This is a genomic window from Acidovorax sp. 93 (genome assembly GCF_003633835.1).
GTDB classification, from domain to species: Bacteria; Pseudomonadota; Gammaproteobacteria; order Burkholderiales; family Burkholderiaceae_C; genus Acidovorax; species Acidovorax facilis.
In genome coordinates this window covers 132,354-145,767 of sequence record NZ_RBIT01000001.1, presented here as the reverse complement: position 1 = coordinate 145,767, position 13,414 = coordinate 132,354, and the positions used below count along the sequence as shown (strand labels likewise).

The window sequence follows — 13,414 nt, the reverse complement described above, 5'->3', positions numbered from 1 at the left end:
ATAATGTGCTCCATGAAATACCTCGTAGTGCTGGCGTTCATCGCCATTCTGGCCAGCCTGGCATCCGCCCTGTTCTTCATGATGCGCAATGGACGCGATGACAAGTCCAAGGGCAACCACATGGCCAAGGCGCTGGCCGTGCGGGTGGGGATCTCCATCGTGCTGTTCCTGTGTATCCTGGTCGCCTGGCAGCTGGGCTACATCCAGCCTACTGGCCTGCCGGCAACCGCCCGCTAACCCCCTCCAACCGTGGCGAGCAGGACGCCGTCAGCGATGGACCAGGCTCTGCGCTGACAGCATGCATGCCAACAAAAAAAGCGCCGCGAGGCGCTTTTTTTACATGGCAGGCGCGGTTTACATCCAGTAGACCAGCACGTACAGACCCAGCCACACCACGTCCACAAAGTGCCAGTACCAGGCAGCGCCCTCGAAACCGAAGTGCTTGTCGGCGGTGAAATGGCCCTTTTGCAATCGCAGCGTGATCACCAGCAGCATCAGCATACCCAGGAACACGTGGAAACCGTGGAAGCCGGTCAGCATGAAGAACGTCGAACCGAACACGCCCGAGTTGAGCTTGAGGTTCAGGTCGGTGTAGAGGTGGTAATACTCATAGCCTTGCACCAGCAGGAAGACAAAACCCAGCAGCACCGTGGCCCACATGAAGCCGATCGTCTTGCCGCGATGGTTTTCGCGCAGGGCGTGGTGGGCGATGGTCAGCGTCACACCCGAGGTCAACAGCAGCGCCGTGTTGATGGTGGGCAGCCAGAAAGGGCCCACCGTCTGGAAGGGCTCGACGATGCCAGCCGGCGAACCGGTCACACCAGCAGCCAGACTGGGCCAGACCGCCTTGAAATCAGGCCACAGCAGTGCATTGTCCAGGCTTCCCAGGGCAGGTACAGAGTGCGAACGCGCCCACCACAGGGCCGTGAAGAACGCGCCGAAAAACATCACCTCCGAGAAGATGAACCAGCTCATGCTCCAGCGGTACGACAGGTCGATCTTGTGGCCATACAGGCCACCTTCACTCTCACGCACCGCATCGCCGAACCATTGGTACAGCGTGAACAGCCACCACACCAGGCCCAGCGCCAGGGAATACTTGCCCCAGTCGTGGCCGTTGATCCACTGCCCTGCGCCCAGAATGACGAAGAACAGGCCTGCAGCCGCCATCACAGGGTGACGCGACTCGGCAGGCACATAGTAGTACGGGGTTCCGCCGTGGGTTGATGCACTCATTTCAGCTCCTGACTCTCAAAATCTTTGTTTTCAGTATTTGTTCGTACCAACCAACACACACTCACTCACACGATCCAGTTCACCAGCCCGATCAGGCCGATGACCAGCAGAAAGACCGCGATCAATCCCACCACAATGATGTGCAGTGGGTTGAGTTTTTCGACATCCTGCTGGTATTCGCTGCCCTTGCGCAGGCCGATCAGCGACCAGGCCACGGCGCGCACGGTGCGCAGCAACGAGCCTTTGCGCGCATGCGGCTTCACCACGGGCTGCTCCAGTGGGGTATTCATGAGCCAGCCCCTTCCAATGAGGAAATGGCCGGAAGGGATACATCCACGGCTGCTGTGGACTGCGGTGCTGCGGGTGTCTTGCCACCCACTTCAAAGAACGTGTAGGACAACGTAATGGTCGTCACGTCCTTTGAAATACGGGGGTCAATCACAAACGCCACCGGCCATTCCTTTTTCTCGCCGGGCTCCAGCGTGTACTGGTTAAAGCAGAAGCACTCCAGCTTGTTGAAGTGTGCAGCAGCCTGGCGAGGCGCATAGCTAGGAATGGCCTGCGCAGCCATGCGGCGGTTCTGGATGTTCTGAAACTGGTACATCACCGTGGTGAGCTCACCCGGGTGCACCTGCACCGATCGCTGGGCAGGTTTGAAATCCCAGGGACCCCGCGCGTTGGCATCAAACTCCACCGTGATCGTACGGGTCTTGTCCACCTGCGTGTTGGCAGGAACCTTGACATCCTTGCCCGCCACGCCGTTACCAGGCACCTGACGCTCGGAGAGCGACAGGATGTTGATGCCCGTCATCTCGCAGATGTGCTTGTAGATGGGAATCAGCACATAGCCGAAGGCGAACATGCCAGCCGCGATCACGACCAGCTTGCCGACCATCTTGGCGTTTTCGCGGTGCAGGCTCATGGCAGGTGTGGACTCAACGGGAAAGGAAGAACACCTTGGCCATGAACCCGACGAAGAACACCACCGCAATCGACGCCAGGATCAGCGCCATCCGCAGGTTGCTCTTTTTCTGCTCGGGTGTCATGGTCGTGATCCTCAGCCGATCACACGGGTGGCCGTGGCATCCAGCTTGGGTGGATTCTCAAAAGTGTGGAAAGGCGCTGGGGAGGGAACTTCCCATTCCAGACCTTCAGCACCGTCCCAAGGCTTAGCAGCTGCCTTTTCACCCTTGCCACGCATGGCAGGAACAATCACCGCCAGGAAGAAGTAGACCTGCATCAGACCGAAGCCCAGCGCGCCGACCGAGGCAATCGCGTTGAAGTCAGCGAATTGCATGGGGTAGTCGGCGTAGCGACGGGGCATACCGGCCAGACCCAGGAAGTGCATGGGGAAGAAGGTGATGTTGAACGTGATCAACGAGCCCCAGAAGTGGATCTGGCCGCGCGTTTCAGAGTACATCACACCCGTCCACTTGGGCAGCCAGTAGTAGACACCAGCAAACATGGAGAACAGCGAGCCTGCCACCAGCACGTAGTGGAAGTGGGCCACTACGTAGTACGTGTCTTGCAACTGGATATCGATAGGGGCCATGGCCAGAATCAGGCCGGTGAAACCACCCATGGTGAACACGAAGATGAAGCCCACCGCAAACAGCATGGGGGTCTCAAAGGTCATGGAGCCGCGCCACATGGTGGCGATCCAGTTGAAGATCTTCACGGCCGTGGGCACGGAGATCAGCATGGTGGCGTACATGAAGAAGAGCTGGCCCGTCACGGGCATGCCCGTCGTGAACATGTGGTGGGCCCACACGATGAACGACAGGATGGCGATGGACGACGTGGCGTACACCATGGAGGCGTAGCCGAACAGCTTCTTGCGGGCAAATGCAGGCACGATCTGGCTGATGATGCCGAAGGCCGGCAAGATCATGATGTACACCTCGGGGTGGCCGAAGAACCAGAAGATGTGCTGGTACATCACCGGGTCACCGCCGCCAGCGGGGTTGAAGAAGCTGGTGCCGAAGTGGCGATCCGTCAGCGTCATGGTGATGGCGCCAGCCAGCACGGGCATCACGGCGATCAGCAGGTAGGCGGTGATGAGCCAGGTCCAGGCGAACATGGGCATCTTCATCAGCGTCATGCCGGGTGCGCGCATGTTCAGGATGGTCACGATGATGTTGATCGAGCCCATGATGGACGAGGCACCCAGAATGTGCATCGCGAAGATGCCGGCATCCATGGAGGGGCCCATCTGCAGCGTCAGCGGCGCATACAGCGTCCAGCCCGCAGCAGGAGCGCCACCGGGCATGAAGAACGATGCCACCAGCATGATGGCCGCAGGGATCATCAGCCAGAAGCTGAAGTTGTTCATGCGGGCAAAAGCCATGTCGGATGCGCCGATCTGCAGCGGGATCATCCAGTTCGCAAAGCCCACGAAGGCCGGCATGATGGCGCCGAACACCATGATCAGACCGTGCATGGTGGTGAGCTGGTTGAACAGCTCGGGGTTCACCAGCTGAAGGCCGGGCTGGAACAGCTCGGCGCGAATCAACAGCGCCAGGACGCCGCCCACCATAAGCATCGCGAAGGCAAACAGCAGGTACAGGGTACCGATGTCCTTGTGGTTGGTGGCATACACCCAGCGGCGCCAGCCGGTGGGACCATGGTGTCCATGGTCGTCGTGTGCGTGGTCGCCCGCATGCCCGTGGTTGTCGAGAACTGCACTCATCTTGGATTCCTCAATACGTTAGGGCGCTGATTACTTGCCGCGCTGGGCCACGATTTCAGCAGGCTGCACCAGCTGGCCGGTCTTGTTGGACCACGAATTCTTGGTGTAGGTGGCAACGGCTGCGATATCGGTATCGCTCAGTTGCGCCCATGCAGGCATGGCACCATTGGCTGCGCCCTTGAGCAGTACCTGGATCTGCTTGACATGGTCCGCGTCCAGCACGATGGCCGAACCGTCCAATGGCTTGATGGGGCCAGCGCCCTTGCCGTTGGCCTGGTGGCAGGCCGCACAGTTGGCGGCATACACCTTCTCGCCACGCTTCATGATGTCGTCCAGCGCCCAGACCTTGGTGGGGTCGTCCAGCTTGGCAGCAGCCTTCTTCTTCTGATCAGCCACCCAGGCGGTGTAGTCCTCAGCAGACACGACCTTCACATGGATGGGCATGTAAGCGTGCTCCTTGCCGCACAGCTCGGCGCACTGGCCGTAGTAATCGCCAATCTTCTCGGCGCGGAACCAGGTGTCGCGTACAAAGCCAGGGATCGCATCCTGCTTGATGCCGAAGGCGGGCACCATGAAGGCGTGGATCACGTCGTTGGCCGTCGTAATGATGCGGATCTTCTTGCCCACCGGCACCACCATCGGGTTGTCCACCTTGAGCAGGTAGTCGGTCGGCGCATCCTTGACATTGCCGCTGTCAGACATCACGCGGTGGCTGCTGTCCAGCGTGGAGATGAAGGCCAGACCCTCGCCCTCGCCGGTGATGTAGTCATAACCCCACTTCCACTGGTAGCCCGTGGTCTTAATGGTGAGATCGGCGTTGGTGGTGTCCTTCTGGGCCACCAGCACCTTGGTGGCAGGCAGGGCCATCAGGATCACGATGATGAACGGAACAATGGTCCAGACCACTTCCACCGTCACGGATTCATGGAAATTGGCCGACTTGGCGCCCTTGGAACGGCGGTGTTTCCAAATCGAGTAGAACATCACGGAGAACACTGCAACAAAGATCACCGTGCAGATGATCAGCATCATCCAGTGCAGAAAATGTTGCTCTTCTGCGATCTTGGTGACCGGGGGATGCAGGTTCAGCTGGTTGACTGCAGGGCCGCCAGGCAGGTCCTGAACGGCATGGGCTGCGGAGCCCACCCATGCACCGGCAATCAGCAGCAGAGAAGCCAGCTTGTTGGAAATGCTCTTCATAGTTCTCACTTACTTCTAAGCCTCAATTTAACCAATCCCTTTCGCGCGCCTGCGTGGGGTCAGGCTGCGCGCAAGGCCATGCGGATCTCCGATGCCAGAGCCGGTCGAAGTTCGGGGCGCATGAAGCGCCCCACTTCGACCGTTCGGCCCTGCGCAGACAGCATGATCAGCGAACGGTCCCCAGACTTGGGCTCTACGCGAACCCAACTCCGGTCAAACTCGGCGCGCTCCAGCTTGCCTGCTGTCTCCAGTTCCACCACAAGGCGCGAACCCTGCAGCGAAATCCTCTCGCCATCCGCCGCATGGCGACCGTACATGGCGAATGCAACTCCTACCGCCACCATCTCCAGCCACGCAAAGGGCATGACCAGGCGGGCACCGAGTATCCAGAAGCACGTTGCGATACCCAGGGACACCACACACAAGGACAGATACATCCAGCCCAACTGCACCGGCGTGACCGAACAGTTGCGAACGAGACGCCAGTCAATGCGTTGACCCGACACCGTGGCAAAACGAAAAACCAAGCCCGTCACCAGAAGTGCTCACAAGACTGCCAGCTGGGCGCCTGTCATGCCAAAGGCAAGACAGGCGCAGCCCGCAAAGTTGCGCGGGAAGATGCCCGAAATCTCAATAACCCGGAATTGTAGCGTGCCTTGTTCCATGTCATTGACACGCCGTTACAGGCTAGTTCTCTTTGCCGCCCTGGCGCAACATGGTGCGCATGTCCTGCAGCGACACAGCGCTGCTGGAACTGACGCGCACCCGAGGCGCGGGCTTGAAGGCATGGCCATAAATGATTTCGAAAGTCAGTGCCAACTGACCACCTTGTTGCGGATCTGCCAACCGGTCGGACAGCACTTGGTAGAGCTTCTCGCGCCAGCGCCGACCGCGCAATGAGGGAAAGCGATCAGGGTGCAGATTGCAACCCAGCTCGCGCAGCTCTTGAATCAGCCGCTCGGGCGTGGCAAACGTGAGCGTGATGCGCTCCATGTCCATCACCGGTTCGGCAAAACCGGCGTGCACCAGCATGTCACCCCAATCGTGCATGTCGGTGAAGGCATGCCCGGCCGGGGGCCAGCCCAGCTCGGCATACACCGCATGCAGTTCACGCAGGGTGTCGGGCCCCAGGCACGAGAACATCAGGTAGCCATCCACCGCCAGGGCACGGTGCCATTGCGCGATCAGCGCCTGCGGATCGGCTGCCGTGTGCAGCGCCATGTTGGCCCACAGCATCCGCACACTCGCATCTGCTGGCATACCCAGCTGGGGGTTGCCTGCGCTCCAGCGTGCAGGGCTCCACCACGGCTTGGCCAGCGCCTGCCGGGCAGAGTCCTCGCAATGGGCTGCCGTTTCGTAGATCTGACAACGCGCTTTGGGATAGCGTGCGCTCACCAGCGCATGCGCCTGCAGGCCGCCACGCACTGCGTCCCAATGGCACCACGATTCAGGGGCCTGGCGAATCCATTGCAAGCGGTCCTCCATGCGGCGGGCCACTTCTTCATGAAGCCAGGGAGATACGGCGGGGGCTGCTGCATGCCAGCGGGCCGCAGCAACGGGATCAATGGTGGGGGGGCGCTCGGAGGACGTCATGGGCCGCGCGAGTATATTGATTCATGCTTTTTACGGGCCTGACAGGGATTTCGCGCCGTTTCCACACCTGGGCCCACCAGGTGCCCAGCCAGTGCGCGTTCTGCCACACCTGGCCCTCGCAGCGCGTCTGCAACGCCTGCGTGGCGCGGTTTGCCCAGCCCACCACGCGCTGCCAGCGCTGCGCCCTGCGGGTGCCCGCAGGGGTAGAGGTCTGCGGCGCCTGCATCCAGACCCCGCCCAGCTTTGATGCCTGCATTGCCGCAGTGGACTACGCCTACCCCTGGGCCGATGCGCTGGCGCAGTTCAAGTTTCGCGGTGATCCGGGCTGGGCCAAGGCGCTGGCCACACTGATGCGCAGCACGCCGTGGATGGAACCGGCGCTGGAAGCGGCTGACCGCGTGCTTCCGGTGCCGCTGTCCACCGAACGCCTGCGCGAGCGGGGCTTCAACCAGTCGGCCCTGCTGGCAAGGCACCTGGTAGGCCCCAAAACCGACCTCCACACCCTGCTGCGCCTGCACGCCACCGAGGCGCAAAGCAGCCTGCCCCGCGCCCAGCGCATGCGCAACCTGCGCGGCGCCTTCGCCGTTGAACCCAGCCGCGCGGCAGCCCTGCGCGGCCAGCGGGTGGTGCTGATCGATGACGTGATGACCACCGGTGCCACGCTGCAGGCGGCCACCCTGGCGCTGCGCGAGGCAGGCGTGACGCATGTCACCGCCGCCGTCCTGGCGCGCACGGGGCTCGACTGAGCCCCGCAACCTCGCAGTACCAGCGGGATACTTTTGATTACGAGCGGTTGCTCAACTCACACGCCCAGCGATGACAATTGGCGGCATGTTCCATATCGTCCTCGTCGAACCCGAGATACCGCCCAACACGGGGAATGTGATTCGCCTGGCGGCCAACACGGGGTGCACTCTGCACCTCATCGAGCCGCTCGGGTTCTCGATGGAAGACCGCCAGATGCGCCGTGCGGGGCTGGACTATCACGAATACGCCCAGGTGCAAGTGCATGCAGGCTGGACCGCCTTCCTGCGGGATACCCAACCAGACCCGACCCGCATGTTCGCGATGACCACGCACGGCTCGCAGCCCGTGCATTCCACCTGCTTCCTGCCGGGCGACTGGATGGTGTTTGGCGCTGAAACGCGGGGGCTTCCGCCCGAACTGCGCGAGAGTTTTCCGCCCGCGCAACGCCTGCGCCTGCCCATGGTGGCGGGCCAGCGCAGCCTGAATTTGTCCAACGCCGTGGCTGTGACGGTGTTCGAAGCCTGGCGCCAGAACAGTTTTGCCATGCCCGACGGCGAAATCGCCGTGGAGCCAGAGGGCACCATCATCAGCGGATTTGCGCAGCTGGGTTGATGCCTGGCTGATTGTTGGTGGGTGCATCACCCTGGCCGATGGCCTTGGGCTACTTGGACTGCTGCCCGCGTTGGTCCGCCACGGCCAGGGGCACCTGCTCGCTGAGAAAGTCCAGAAACACCTTGGTGCGCGCGGGCAGCATGCGGCCGGACGGCAGCGCGGCATAGATGGTGTAGCGCGAAAAAATCCACGCCGGCAGGATGTGCACCAGTTCGCCACGGGCCAGGTGTTCCTCGGCCAGAAGGCGCGATGTGACGGCCACCCCCGCGCCGTCTACCGCCGCGCGCAGAAGCAGCTCGGTGCTGACCGATTGCAGCACTGCCGGCACATCGACCTCTTGCGCGGGCATGCTGCCGTTGAGCGATTGCAGGCGCAGCTTGCGCGCTGGCCCCAACTGCGCTCGCGCGGCCATGCCGGAGTCGCGCAGATAGTCGTGTTGCAGCAGGTCTTGCGGCTCGCGCGGAATGCCCTTGCGCTCCAGGTAGTCGGGTGATGCAACAACAATCGCCTCCCCCTTCAACAGGGGGCGTGCCACGATGTTGGCATCAAAATCCTCGCCCGCCACCATGATGGTCACATCATATTCATCCACCCTCGCCGAGGCATAGGCGTCCAGGTCGATGTCAAGCAACAGCTTGGGGAATTCCGCATGCCACAGCGCCACCATGGGCGCCAGAAAGTTGGTCGCCAGCACAGGCGCCGCAACGATGCGGATGGTGCCGCGCAGATCGCGCGTGTTGGCCGCCGCTGCCGCTTCGGCGTCGTCGATCTCGTGCAGGATGGTGCGTACGCGCTGCAGATAGGCATCACCCGCGTCGGTGAGCGCCAGCTTGCGGGTAGTGCGCTGCAGCAGCCGCGTGCCCAGATGCTGCTCCAGCTCGGCCACCATGCGGGTGACCACGGGGGGTGACATGTCCATGGCGCGGGCGGCGGCGGCAAAGCCGCCCTCTTCCACCACACGCTCGAAAATTTTCATGGCTTGCAGGCGGTCCATGGTTCAGACCTCCTGCCCAAAAACACGAGCATCTAACGAGAACACAGTCCGTGGAACACGCTGGATCCAGGCCAGCGACCGCCGCGCAAGGGCCGCCCCGCCGCGCTGGCGGTGTCTCCCTTCCCGAATGGCGCAGCCATTCGAGAGAAGGGGGAAGCGGCGCAGCCGCTCAGGGGGTTGTCCTGCTACGCCGGGGCGCCGAAATTGCGCGCCAAAGACTCGGCCACGCACACCGGCTTGTCGCTGCCCTCGCGCTCCACGGTCACCAGCCAGGTCATCTGCATACCATCGGGCGCCACGGGCTCGGCAGCCTGCAAGGTGAGGCGCGCGCGCAGGCGGCTGCCCACCGGCACCGGTGCCGTGAAGCGCACCTTGTTCAGCCCGTAGTTCACGCCCATGCGCGCACCCTCGATGGTCAGGCCCGTCTCGAAAAACTGCGGGATCAGCGACAGCGTGAGAAACCCATGCGCAATGGGCGCGCCAAACGGCCCGGCCTTGGCACGCTCGGGGTCCACATGGATCCACTGGTGGTCGCCCGTGGCCTGGGCAAACAGGTTGACCTGTTCCTGCGTGATGGTGATCCAGTCGGTCACGGCGACCTCCTGGCCCACGCAGGCGCTGACTTCGGAATAAGAGCGGAAGATTTTCATCGTCGCAATGTAGCCCCGCGCCTTGGCGCGCCTTGTCTGCCGGGTGACAGGTGTTTTCCCGAGGGGCTGGTTGTACGTTCTGCTTCACGCTGACCTTCAAGAATTGAGCCATGCACAGATGCCCTGCCACTGCTCCAGGTCGCGCGCCACGCGGCCGGGCGCCACGTCAAACAGCGTGAGGCCATGCGCCGCCAGGTGGATGTAGTTCTGCGTATCGCGCAGGTAGCCCAGCACCGGGAAGCCCAGGCTGTCCACAAAATGGTGCAGCTGCTCGGCGGCCTTGGTGCGGGCGTCCACGCGCATGCCCACGATGCCGATCTGCACCCCTTCAGCGCGGCGGTGCTCGGCCAGCTGGTCCAGGAAACTGCGTGTGGCAAAGATGTCGAACACGCTGGGCTGCAGCGGCACGATGATCTTGTCGGCCAGCTTGAGCACATCGTTCAGCCGCCAGCCGTGCAGCCCGGCAGGGGTGTCGAGCACCGCGTGCGTGGTGCCCTTGGGCGGGCGGCTGATCACGTCCGAGCTGATGCCATCCCAGGCGCCAATGGGGCGCGCGGCTGGCGGGCGCAGACCCAGCCAGAGCTTGGCGGATTCCTGCCGGTCGGTGTCGCCCAGGATCACGGGATGCCCCTGGCTCGCGTAGTAGCCCGCGATGTTGGTGGACAGTGTGGACTTGCCCACACCACCCTTCGGGTTGGCGACAACAACTACTGGCATGACAACCTCCTTGGAATCTGCGTATCCATGAAAAACCAAGCCAAATCAGCCTCTAGCGCTTTATAGGCAAGCGTAAGCAGCTATTAAAATCGAAGCGCAACCATCCTATCAAGCGTGCTGCCCGCCGCGCTTGACGAAGAACAGCCCGGCGCCCACCGCCATCAGCAAGCCGCCAAACACACGGTTTTGCGCCCGCACCGCACGCGCGCTGCGCATCAGGCGGCGCAGCGCGCTGGCCCCTGCAGCGTAGCCGTGCATCACCACCACGTCCACCGTCACCGTGGTGGCGGCCATCACCACCAGCTGCGTCCACAGTGGGCGCGTGTCGGTCATGAACTGGGGCAGCACCGCCACCATGAAGATAATGCCCTTGGGGTTGGTGGCGTTGGTCAAAAAACCCGTGAGGCAGCGTTTTTGCCAGGTGCCGGCCGACTCTGCTTCATCGCCCTGCACCGGCGATTTGTCCCCGGCACGCCACTGCGCAAAGCCCACATAGATCAGATAGCAGGCGCCCAGCACTTTCACCACGCTGAAAGCCACCTCGGACGCCAGCAGCAGCGAACCCACGCCCGCCCCGGCAATCAGCAAAATCAGCAACAGGCCCAGCTGCAGGCCCAGGATGGTGGCGCCCGTCTTGCGCACGCCGTACGACAGCCCATGGCTCATCGACAACACGGCCCCCGAACCCGGCGACACCGCAATCAGGCACGATGCCGCAAAAAAAGCCAGCCAAGTCTGAAAGTCCATGAATCACCAAGCCCGTGTGCGAAGAAGGGCGAGCATCTTAACAACGCCCCCGTGTCGCTGCCATGATCTGGATAAAAATGCCTGCTAGCGCTTGACCATAAAGCGCTACCAGCTATCAAAATAGAAGCATTTCAATGCTATGCCATGCGCACCCCCGCATCGCTACGGCAATGCCAGAATCCTGACACGCCCACGCCCGCCCGTCCGCCCCCTGCGACGCCCCTCCCAACGCCACCACTATTGCCGCGCCTCCATGGAACACGCCCCCACCTGGCTCACCTACGGTTTCCTGTACCTCACCGCCGCCGTGCTGGCCGTGCCCATTGCCAAGGCGCTGGGCCTGGGCGCCATCATTGGCTACTTGGCGGCGGGCATCGCCATCGGGCCCTGGGGCCTGGGGCTGGTCAGCAACGTGCAGGACATCCTGCACTTTGCCGAATTCGGCGTGGTGCTCATGCTCTTCCTGGTCGGGCTGGAGCTGCAACCCAGCCGCCTGTGGGCGCTGCGCCGCCCCATCTTTGGCACCGGCACCGCCCAGGTGCTGGGCTGCGCAGCTGTGCTGTTTGCGCTGGGTGCGCTGGCTGGCCTGCCCTGGCGCGTGAGCCTGGTGGGCGCACTGGGCCTGGCGCTGTCGTCCACGGCGATTGCGCTGCAGGTGCTGGCCGAGCGCAACCTGATGCGCACCAGCAGCGGCCAGGCAGGTTTTTCGATCCTGCTGTTCCAGGACGTGGCCGCCATCCCCATCCTGGCCCTGCTGCCCGTGCTGGGCGCCGCCGCTGGCGAAGGCGCGGGCCACACGCCGGGCGAGATGGTGCTGGAGGTGCTCAAGATCGTCGGCGTGATCGCCGCCATCATCCTCGGCGGGCGCCTGCTGCTGCGCCCCGTGCTGCGCTGGATCGCCAAGAGCAACACCCCCGAGATCTTCACCGCCGCCGCGCTGCTGCTGGTGGTGGGCATTGCCTACCTGATGGTGCTGGTGGGCCTGTCGATGGCGCTGGGCGCCTTTCTTGCCGGCGTGCTGCTGGCCGACAGCGAATACCGCCGCGAGCTGGAGGCCGACATCGAACCCTTCAAGGGCCTGTTGCTCGGGCTGTTCTTCATCGCCGTGGGCATGAGCATCGACTTCGGCGTGATCCTGCGCTCGCCCGGGCTCATGGCAGCCATCCTGGTCGGATTTCTGGCGGCCAAGGCCGTGGTCATCTACTCCCTGGCCAAGATCGTCGGCATCCCCTACCAGGAGCGGCCGGTGTTCACCCTGCTGCTGGCCCAGGGCGGCGAGTTTGCGTTTGTGGTGTTCCAGGCCGCCGCCGGCGCCAACGTGTTCCCGGCCGAGACTGCCTCGCTGCTGATTGGGGCCGTGGCGCTGTCGATGCTGATCAGCCCGCTGCTGCTGGTGCTGCTGGACCGCGTGCTGCTGCGCCGCTACGCACAGCTCAAAAACACAACGCCCCAGGCCGAGGAAATTTCCGAACCCCAAGAGGCGCCCATCATCATCGCGGGCTTCGGCCGCTATGGTCAGATCGTCTCGCGCGTGCTGCTGGCCCAAGGCATCCCCACCACCGTGCTGGACCACAGCGTGGACATGCTGGAAGTGGCCCGCACCTTCGGCTACCGCGTGTTCTACGGCGACGCCACGCGGCTCGACCTGCTGCGCATCGCCGGGGCCGAACATGCGCGCATCCTCGTCATTGCCGTGGACGATGCGGATCAATCCCTCAAGATCGCCAAGCTGGCGCGCGAACACTTCCCCCAGCTGCAGATCGTGGCGCGCGCGCGCGATGTGACGCACTGGAACAAGCTGCGCGACCTGGGCGTGACCCTGGTGCAGCGCGAGCTGTTCGAGTCCAGCCTGCAAAGCGCCCACACCGTGCTGGAGCTGATGGGCCTGCCCCCTGCGCAAGCCACCGCCATCACCCAGCGTTTTCGCACCCACAACATCGCCCTGGCCGACCGCATGTACCCGCACCACAAGGACCGCGCCAAGTTCATCGCCGTGGCGCGAGAAGGGCGCAACCAGTTTGCGGAGCAGATGGCGCGGGAGCGGCAGGAAAGTGCGGCGTTGAATGCGGCGGGAGGGGCGTACCCAGGGTATGGCGGGGCGGAAGGGGCCGAGGATGGGGAGGGTGCTACCTCTATCCAAAAATTGGATTGAAAATAGCTTCCTCCGCTCGACCATCATGACTTTTAGCTACACATTTAATAGCAAAAACCTCGCGCGGAGCGGAGGGC

16 protein-coding genes are annotated in these 13,414 nt (G+C 63.0%); 4 read left to right on the top strand and 12 right to left on the bottom strand.

Annotated elements, in window-relative coordinates; genetic code table 11:
* Positions 1–12 precede the first annotated feature (12 nt).
* Positions 13–237, top strand: coding sequence for a twin transmembrane helix small protein (locus C8C93_RS00665; RefSeq protein WP_055398589.1), 225 nt, complete (start codon positions 13–15; stop codon positions 235–237).
* 117 nt (positions 238–354) lie between these two features.
* On the opposite strand, the gene C8C93_RS00660 is transcribed toward C8C93_RS00665, so the two are convergent.
* The 8 genes from C8C93_RS00660 to C8C93_RS00630 form a co-directional block, all read right to left on the bottom strand.
* Entirely contained in the window at positions 355–1,236 is an 882-nt protein-coding gene (locus C8C93_RS00660) for a cytochrome c oxidase subunit 3 (RefSeq protein ID WP_121420955.1), read from the bottom strand.
* Between the two features lie 65 nt (positions 1,237–1,301).
* Positions 1,302–1,526, bottom strand: a complete 225-nt coding sequence (locus C8C93_RS00655; RefSeq protein WP_055398587.1) for a DUF2970 domain-containing protein — start codon at positions 1,524–1,526, stop codon at positions 1,302–1,304.
* The gene (locus C8C93_RS00650) at positions 1,523–2,158 is read right to left on the bottom strand and encodes a cytochrome c oxidase assembly protein (protein ID WP_121505569.1); all 636 of its coding nucleotides are present in this window, start codon (positions 2,156–2,158) and stop codon (positions 1,523–1,525) included. Before C8C93_RS00650 ends, C8C93_RS00655 begins: the two co-directional genes overlap by 4 nt.
* A 13-nt stretch (positions 2,159–2,171) precedes the next feature.
* A complete protein-coding gene (locus C8C93_RS25305; protein WP_212742253.1) occupies positions 2,172–2,282 on the bottom strand; it encodes a cytochrome oxidase small assembly protein in 111 nt (36 codons plus the stop codon).
* A gap of 11 nt (positions 2,283–2,293) precedes the next feature.
* Complete coding sequence (gene ctaD / locus C8C93_RS00645) at positions 2,294–3,925, bottom strand: cytochrome c oxidase subunit I (RefSeq protein ID WP_055398585.1); 1,632 nt, start codon at positions 3,923–3,925, stop codon at positions 2,294–2,296.
* Positions 3,926–3,955: 30 nt separating this feature from the next.
* Complete coding sequence (gene coxB, locus C8C93_RS00640) at positions 3,956–5,125, bottom strand: cytochrome c oxidase subunit II (RefSeq protein WP_055398584.1); 1,170 nt, start codon at positions 5,123–5,125, stop codon at positions 3,956–3,958.
* A gap of 59 nt (positions 5,126–5,184) precedes the next feature.
* Entirely contained in the window at positions 5,185–5,661 is a 477-nt protein-coding gene (locus C8C93_RS00635; protein ID WP_121505568.1) for a DUF2244 domain-containing protein, read from the bottom strand.
* 151 nt (positions 5,662–5,812) lie between these two features.
* Entirely contained in the window at positions 5,813–6,718 is a 906-nt protein-coding gene (locus C8C93_RS00630) for a biotin synthase (protein WP_121505567.1), read from the bottom strand.
* A gap of 23 nt (positions 6,719–6,741) precedes the next feature.
* Between C8C93_RS00630 and C8C93_RS00625 the strand changes: the two genes are divergently transcribed.
* Positions 6,742–7,464, top strand: coding sequence for a ComF family protein (locus tag C8C93_RS00625; RefSeq protein ID WP_121505566.1), 723 nt, complete (start codon positions 6,742–6,744; stop codon positions 7,462–7,464).
* A gap of 85 nt (positions 7,465–7,549) precedes the next feature.
* Positions 7,550–8,077, top strand: coding sequence for a tRNA (cytidine(34)-2'-O)-methyltransferase (locus C8C93_RS00620; protein ID WP_055398580.1), 528 nt, complete (start codon positions 7,550–7,552; stop codon positions 8,075–8,077).
* Positions 8,078–8,126: 49 nt separating this feature from the next.
* Here C8C93_RS00620 and C8C93_RS00615 read toward each other — a convergent pair whose 3' ends face one another.
* The 4 genes from C8C93_RS00615 to C8C93_RS00595 all read right to left on the bottom strand — a co-directional run bounded on the left by C8C93_RS00615 (position 8,127) and on the right by C8C93_RS00595 (position 11,185).
* Entirely contained in the window at positions 8,127–9,071 is a 945-nt protein-coding gene (locus tag C8C93_RS00615; protein WP_121505565.1) for a LysR family transcriptional regulator, read from the bottom strand.
* A 185-nt stretch (positions 9,072–9,256) separates the two neighbouring features.
* Positions 9,257–9,721, bottom strand: a complete 465-nt coding sequence (locus C8C93_RS00605; protein ID WP_056066019.1) for a MaoC family dehydratase — start codon at positions 9,719–9,721, stop codon at positions 9,257–9,259.
* Positions 9,722–9,817: 96 nt separating this feature from the next.
* The gene (locus tag C8C93_RS00600) at positions 9,818–10,438 is read right to left on the bottom strand and encodes a ParA family protein (protein ID WP_121505563.1); all 621 of its coding nucleotides are present in this window, start codon (positions 10,436–10,438) and stop codon (positions 9,818–9,820) included.
* Between the two features lie 108 nt (positions 10,439–10,546).
* Positions 10,547–11,185 (bottom strand): LysE family translocator, encoded by a 639-nt coding sequence (locus C8C93_RS00595; RefSeq protein ID WP_055398576.1) that lies wholly within the window; start codon positions 11,183–11,185, stop codon positions 10,547–10,549.
* Positions 11,186–11,438: 253 nt separating this feature from the next.
* On the opposite strand from C8C93_RS00595, the gene kefC reads away from it, so the two are divergent.
* Entirely contained in the window at positions 11,439–13,337 is a 1,899-nt protein-coding gene (gene kefC / locus C8C93_RS00590; RefSeq protein ID WP_121505562.1) for a glutathione-regulated potassium-efflux system protein KefC, read from the top strand.
* Positions 13,338–13,414: the final 77 nt, after the last annotated feature.

Excerpts from the sequence above, each read along its gene's own strand:
- C8C93_RS00655 (WP_055398587.1), bottom strand. The coding sequence starts at position 1,526 with ATGAATACCCCACTGGAGCAGCCCGTGGTGAAGCCGCATGCGCGCAAA.
- C8C93_RS00625 (WP_121505566.1), top strand. The coding sequence starts at position 6,742 with ATGCTTTTTACGGGCCTGACAGGGATTTCGCGCCGTTTCCACACCTGG.
- C8C93_RS00595 (WP_055398576.1), bottom strand. The coding sequence starts at position 11,185 with ATGGACTTTCAGACTTGGCTGGCTTTTTTTGCGGCATCGTGCCTGATT.
- C8C93_RS00615 (WP_121505565.1), bottom strand. The coding sequence starts at position 9,071 with ATGGACCGCCTGCAAGCCATGAAAATTTTCGAGCGTGTGGTGGAAGAG.
- kefC (WP_121505562.1), top strand. The coding sequence starts at position 11,439 with ATGGAACACGCCCCCACCTGGCTCACCTACGGTTTCCTGTACCTCACC.
- coxB (WP_055398584.1), bottom strand. The coding sequence starts at position 5,125 with ATGAAGAGCATTTCCAACAAGCTGGCTTCTCTGCTGCTGATTGCCGGT.
- C8C93_RS00660 (WP_121420955.1), bottom strand. The coding sequence starts at position 1,236 with ATGAGTGCATCAACCCACGGCGGAACCCCGTACTACTATGTGCCTGCC.
- C8C93_RS00665 (WP_055398589.1), top strand. The coding sequence starts at position 13 with ATGAAATACCTCGTAGTGCTGGCGTTCATCGCCATTCTGGCCAGCCTG.
- C8C93_RS00600 (WP_121505563.1), bottom strand. The coding sequence starts at position 10,438 with ATGCCAGTAGTTGTTGTCGCCAACCCGAAGGGTGGTGTGGGCAAGTCC.
- C8C93_RS00620 (WP_055398580.1), top strand. The coding sequence starts at position 7,550 with ATGTTCCATATCGTCCTCGTCGAACCCGAGATACCGCCCAACACGGGG.
- ctaD (WP_055398585.1), bottom strand. The coding sequence starts at position 3,925 with ATGAGTGCAGTTCTCGACAACCACGGGCATGCGGGCGACCACGCACAC.
- C8C93_RS25305 (WP_212742253.1), bottom strand. The coding sequence starts at position 2,282 with ATGACACCCGAGCAGAAAAAGAGCAACCTGCGGATGGCGCTGATCCTG.
- C8C93_RS00605 (WP_056066019.1), bottom strand. The coding sequence starts at position 9,721 with ATGAAAATCTTCCGCTCTTATTCCGAAGTCAGCGCCTGCGTGGGCCAG.
- C8C93_RS00650 (WP_121505569.1), bottom strand. The coding sequence starts at position 2,158 with ATGAGCCTGCACCGCGAAAACGCCAAGATGGTCGGCAAGCTGGTCGTG.
- C8C93_RS00630 (WP_121505567.1), bottom strand. The coding sequence starts at position 6,718 with ATGACGTCCTCCGAGCGCCCCCCCACCATTGATCCCGTTGCTGCGGCC.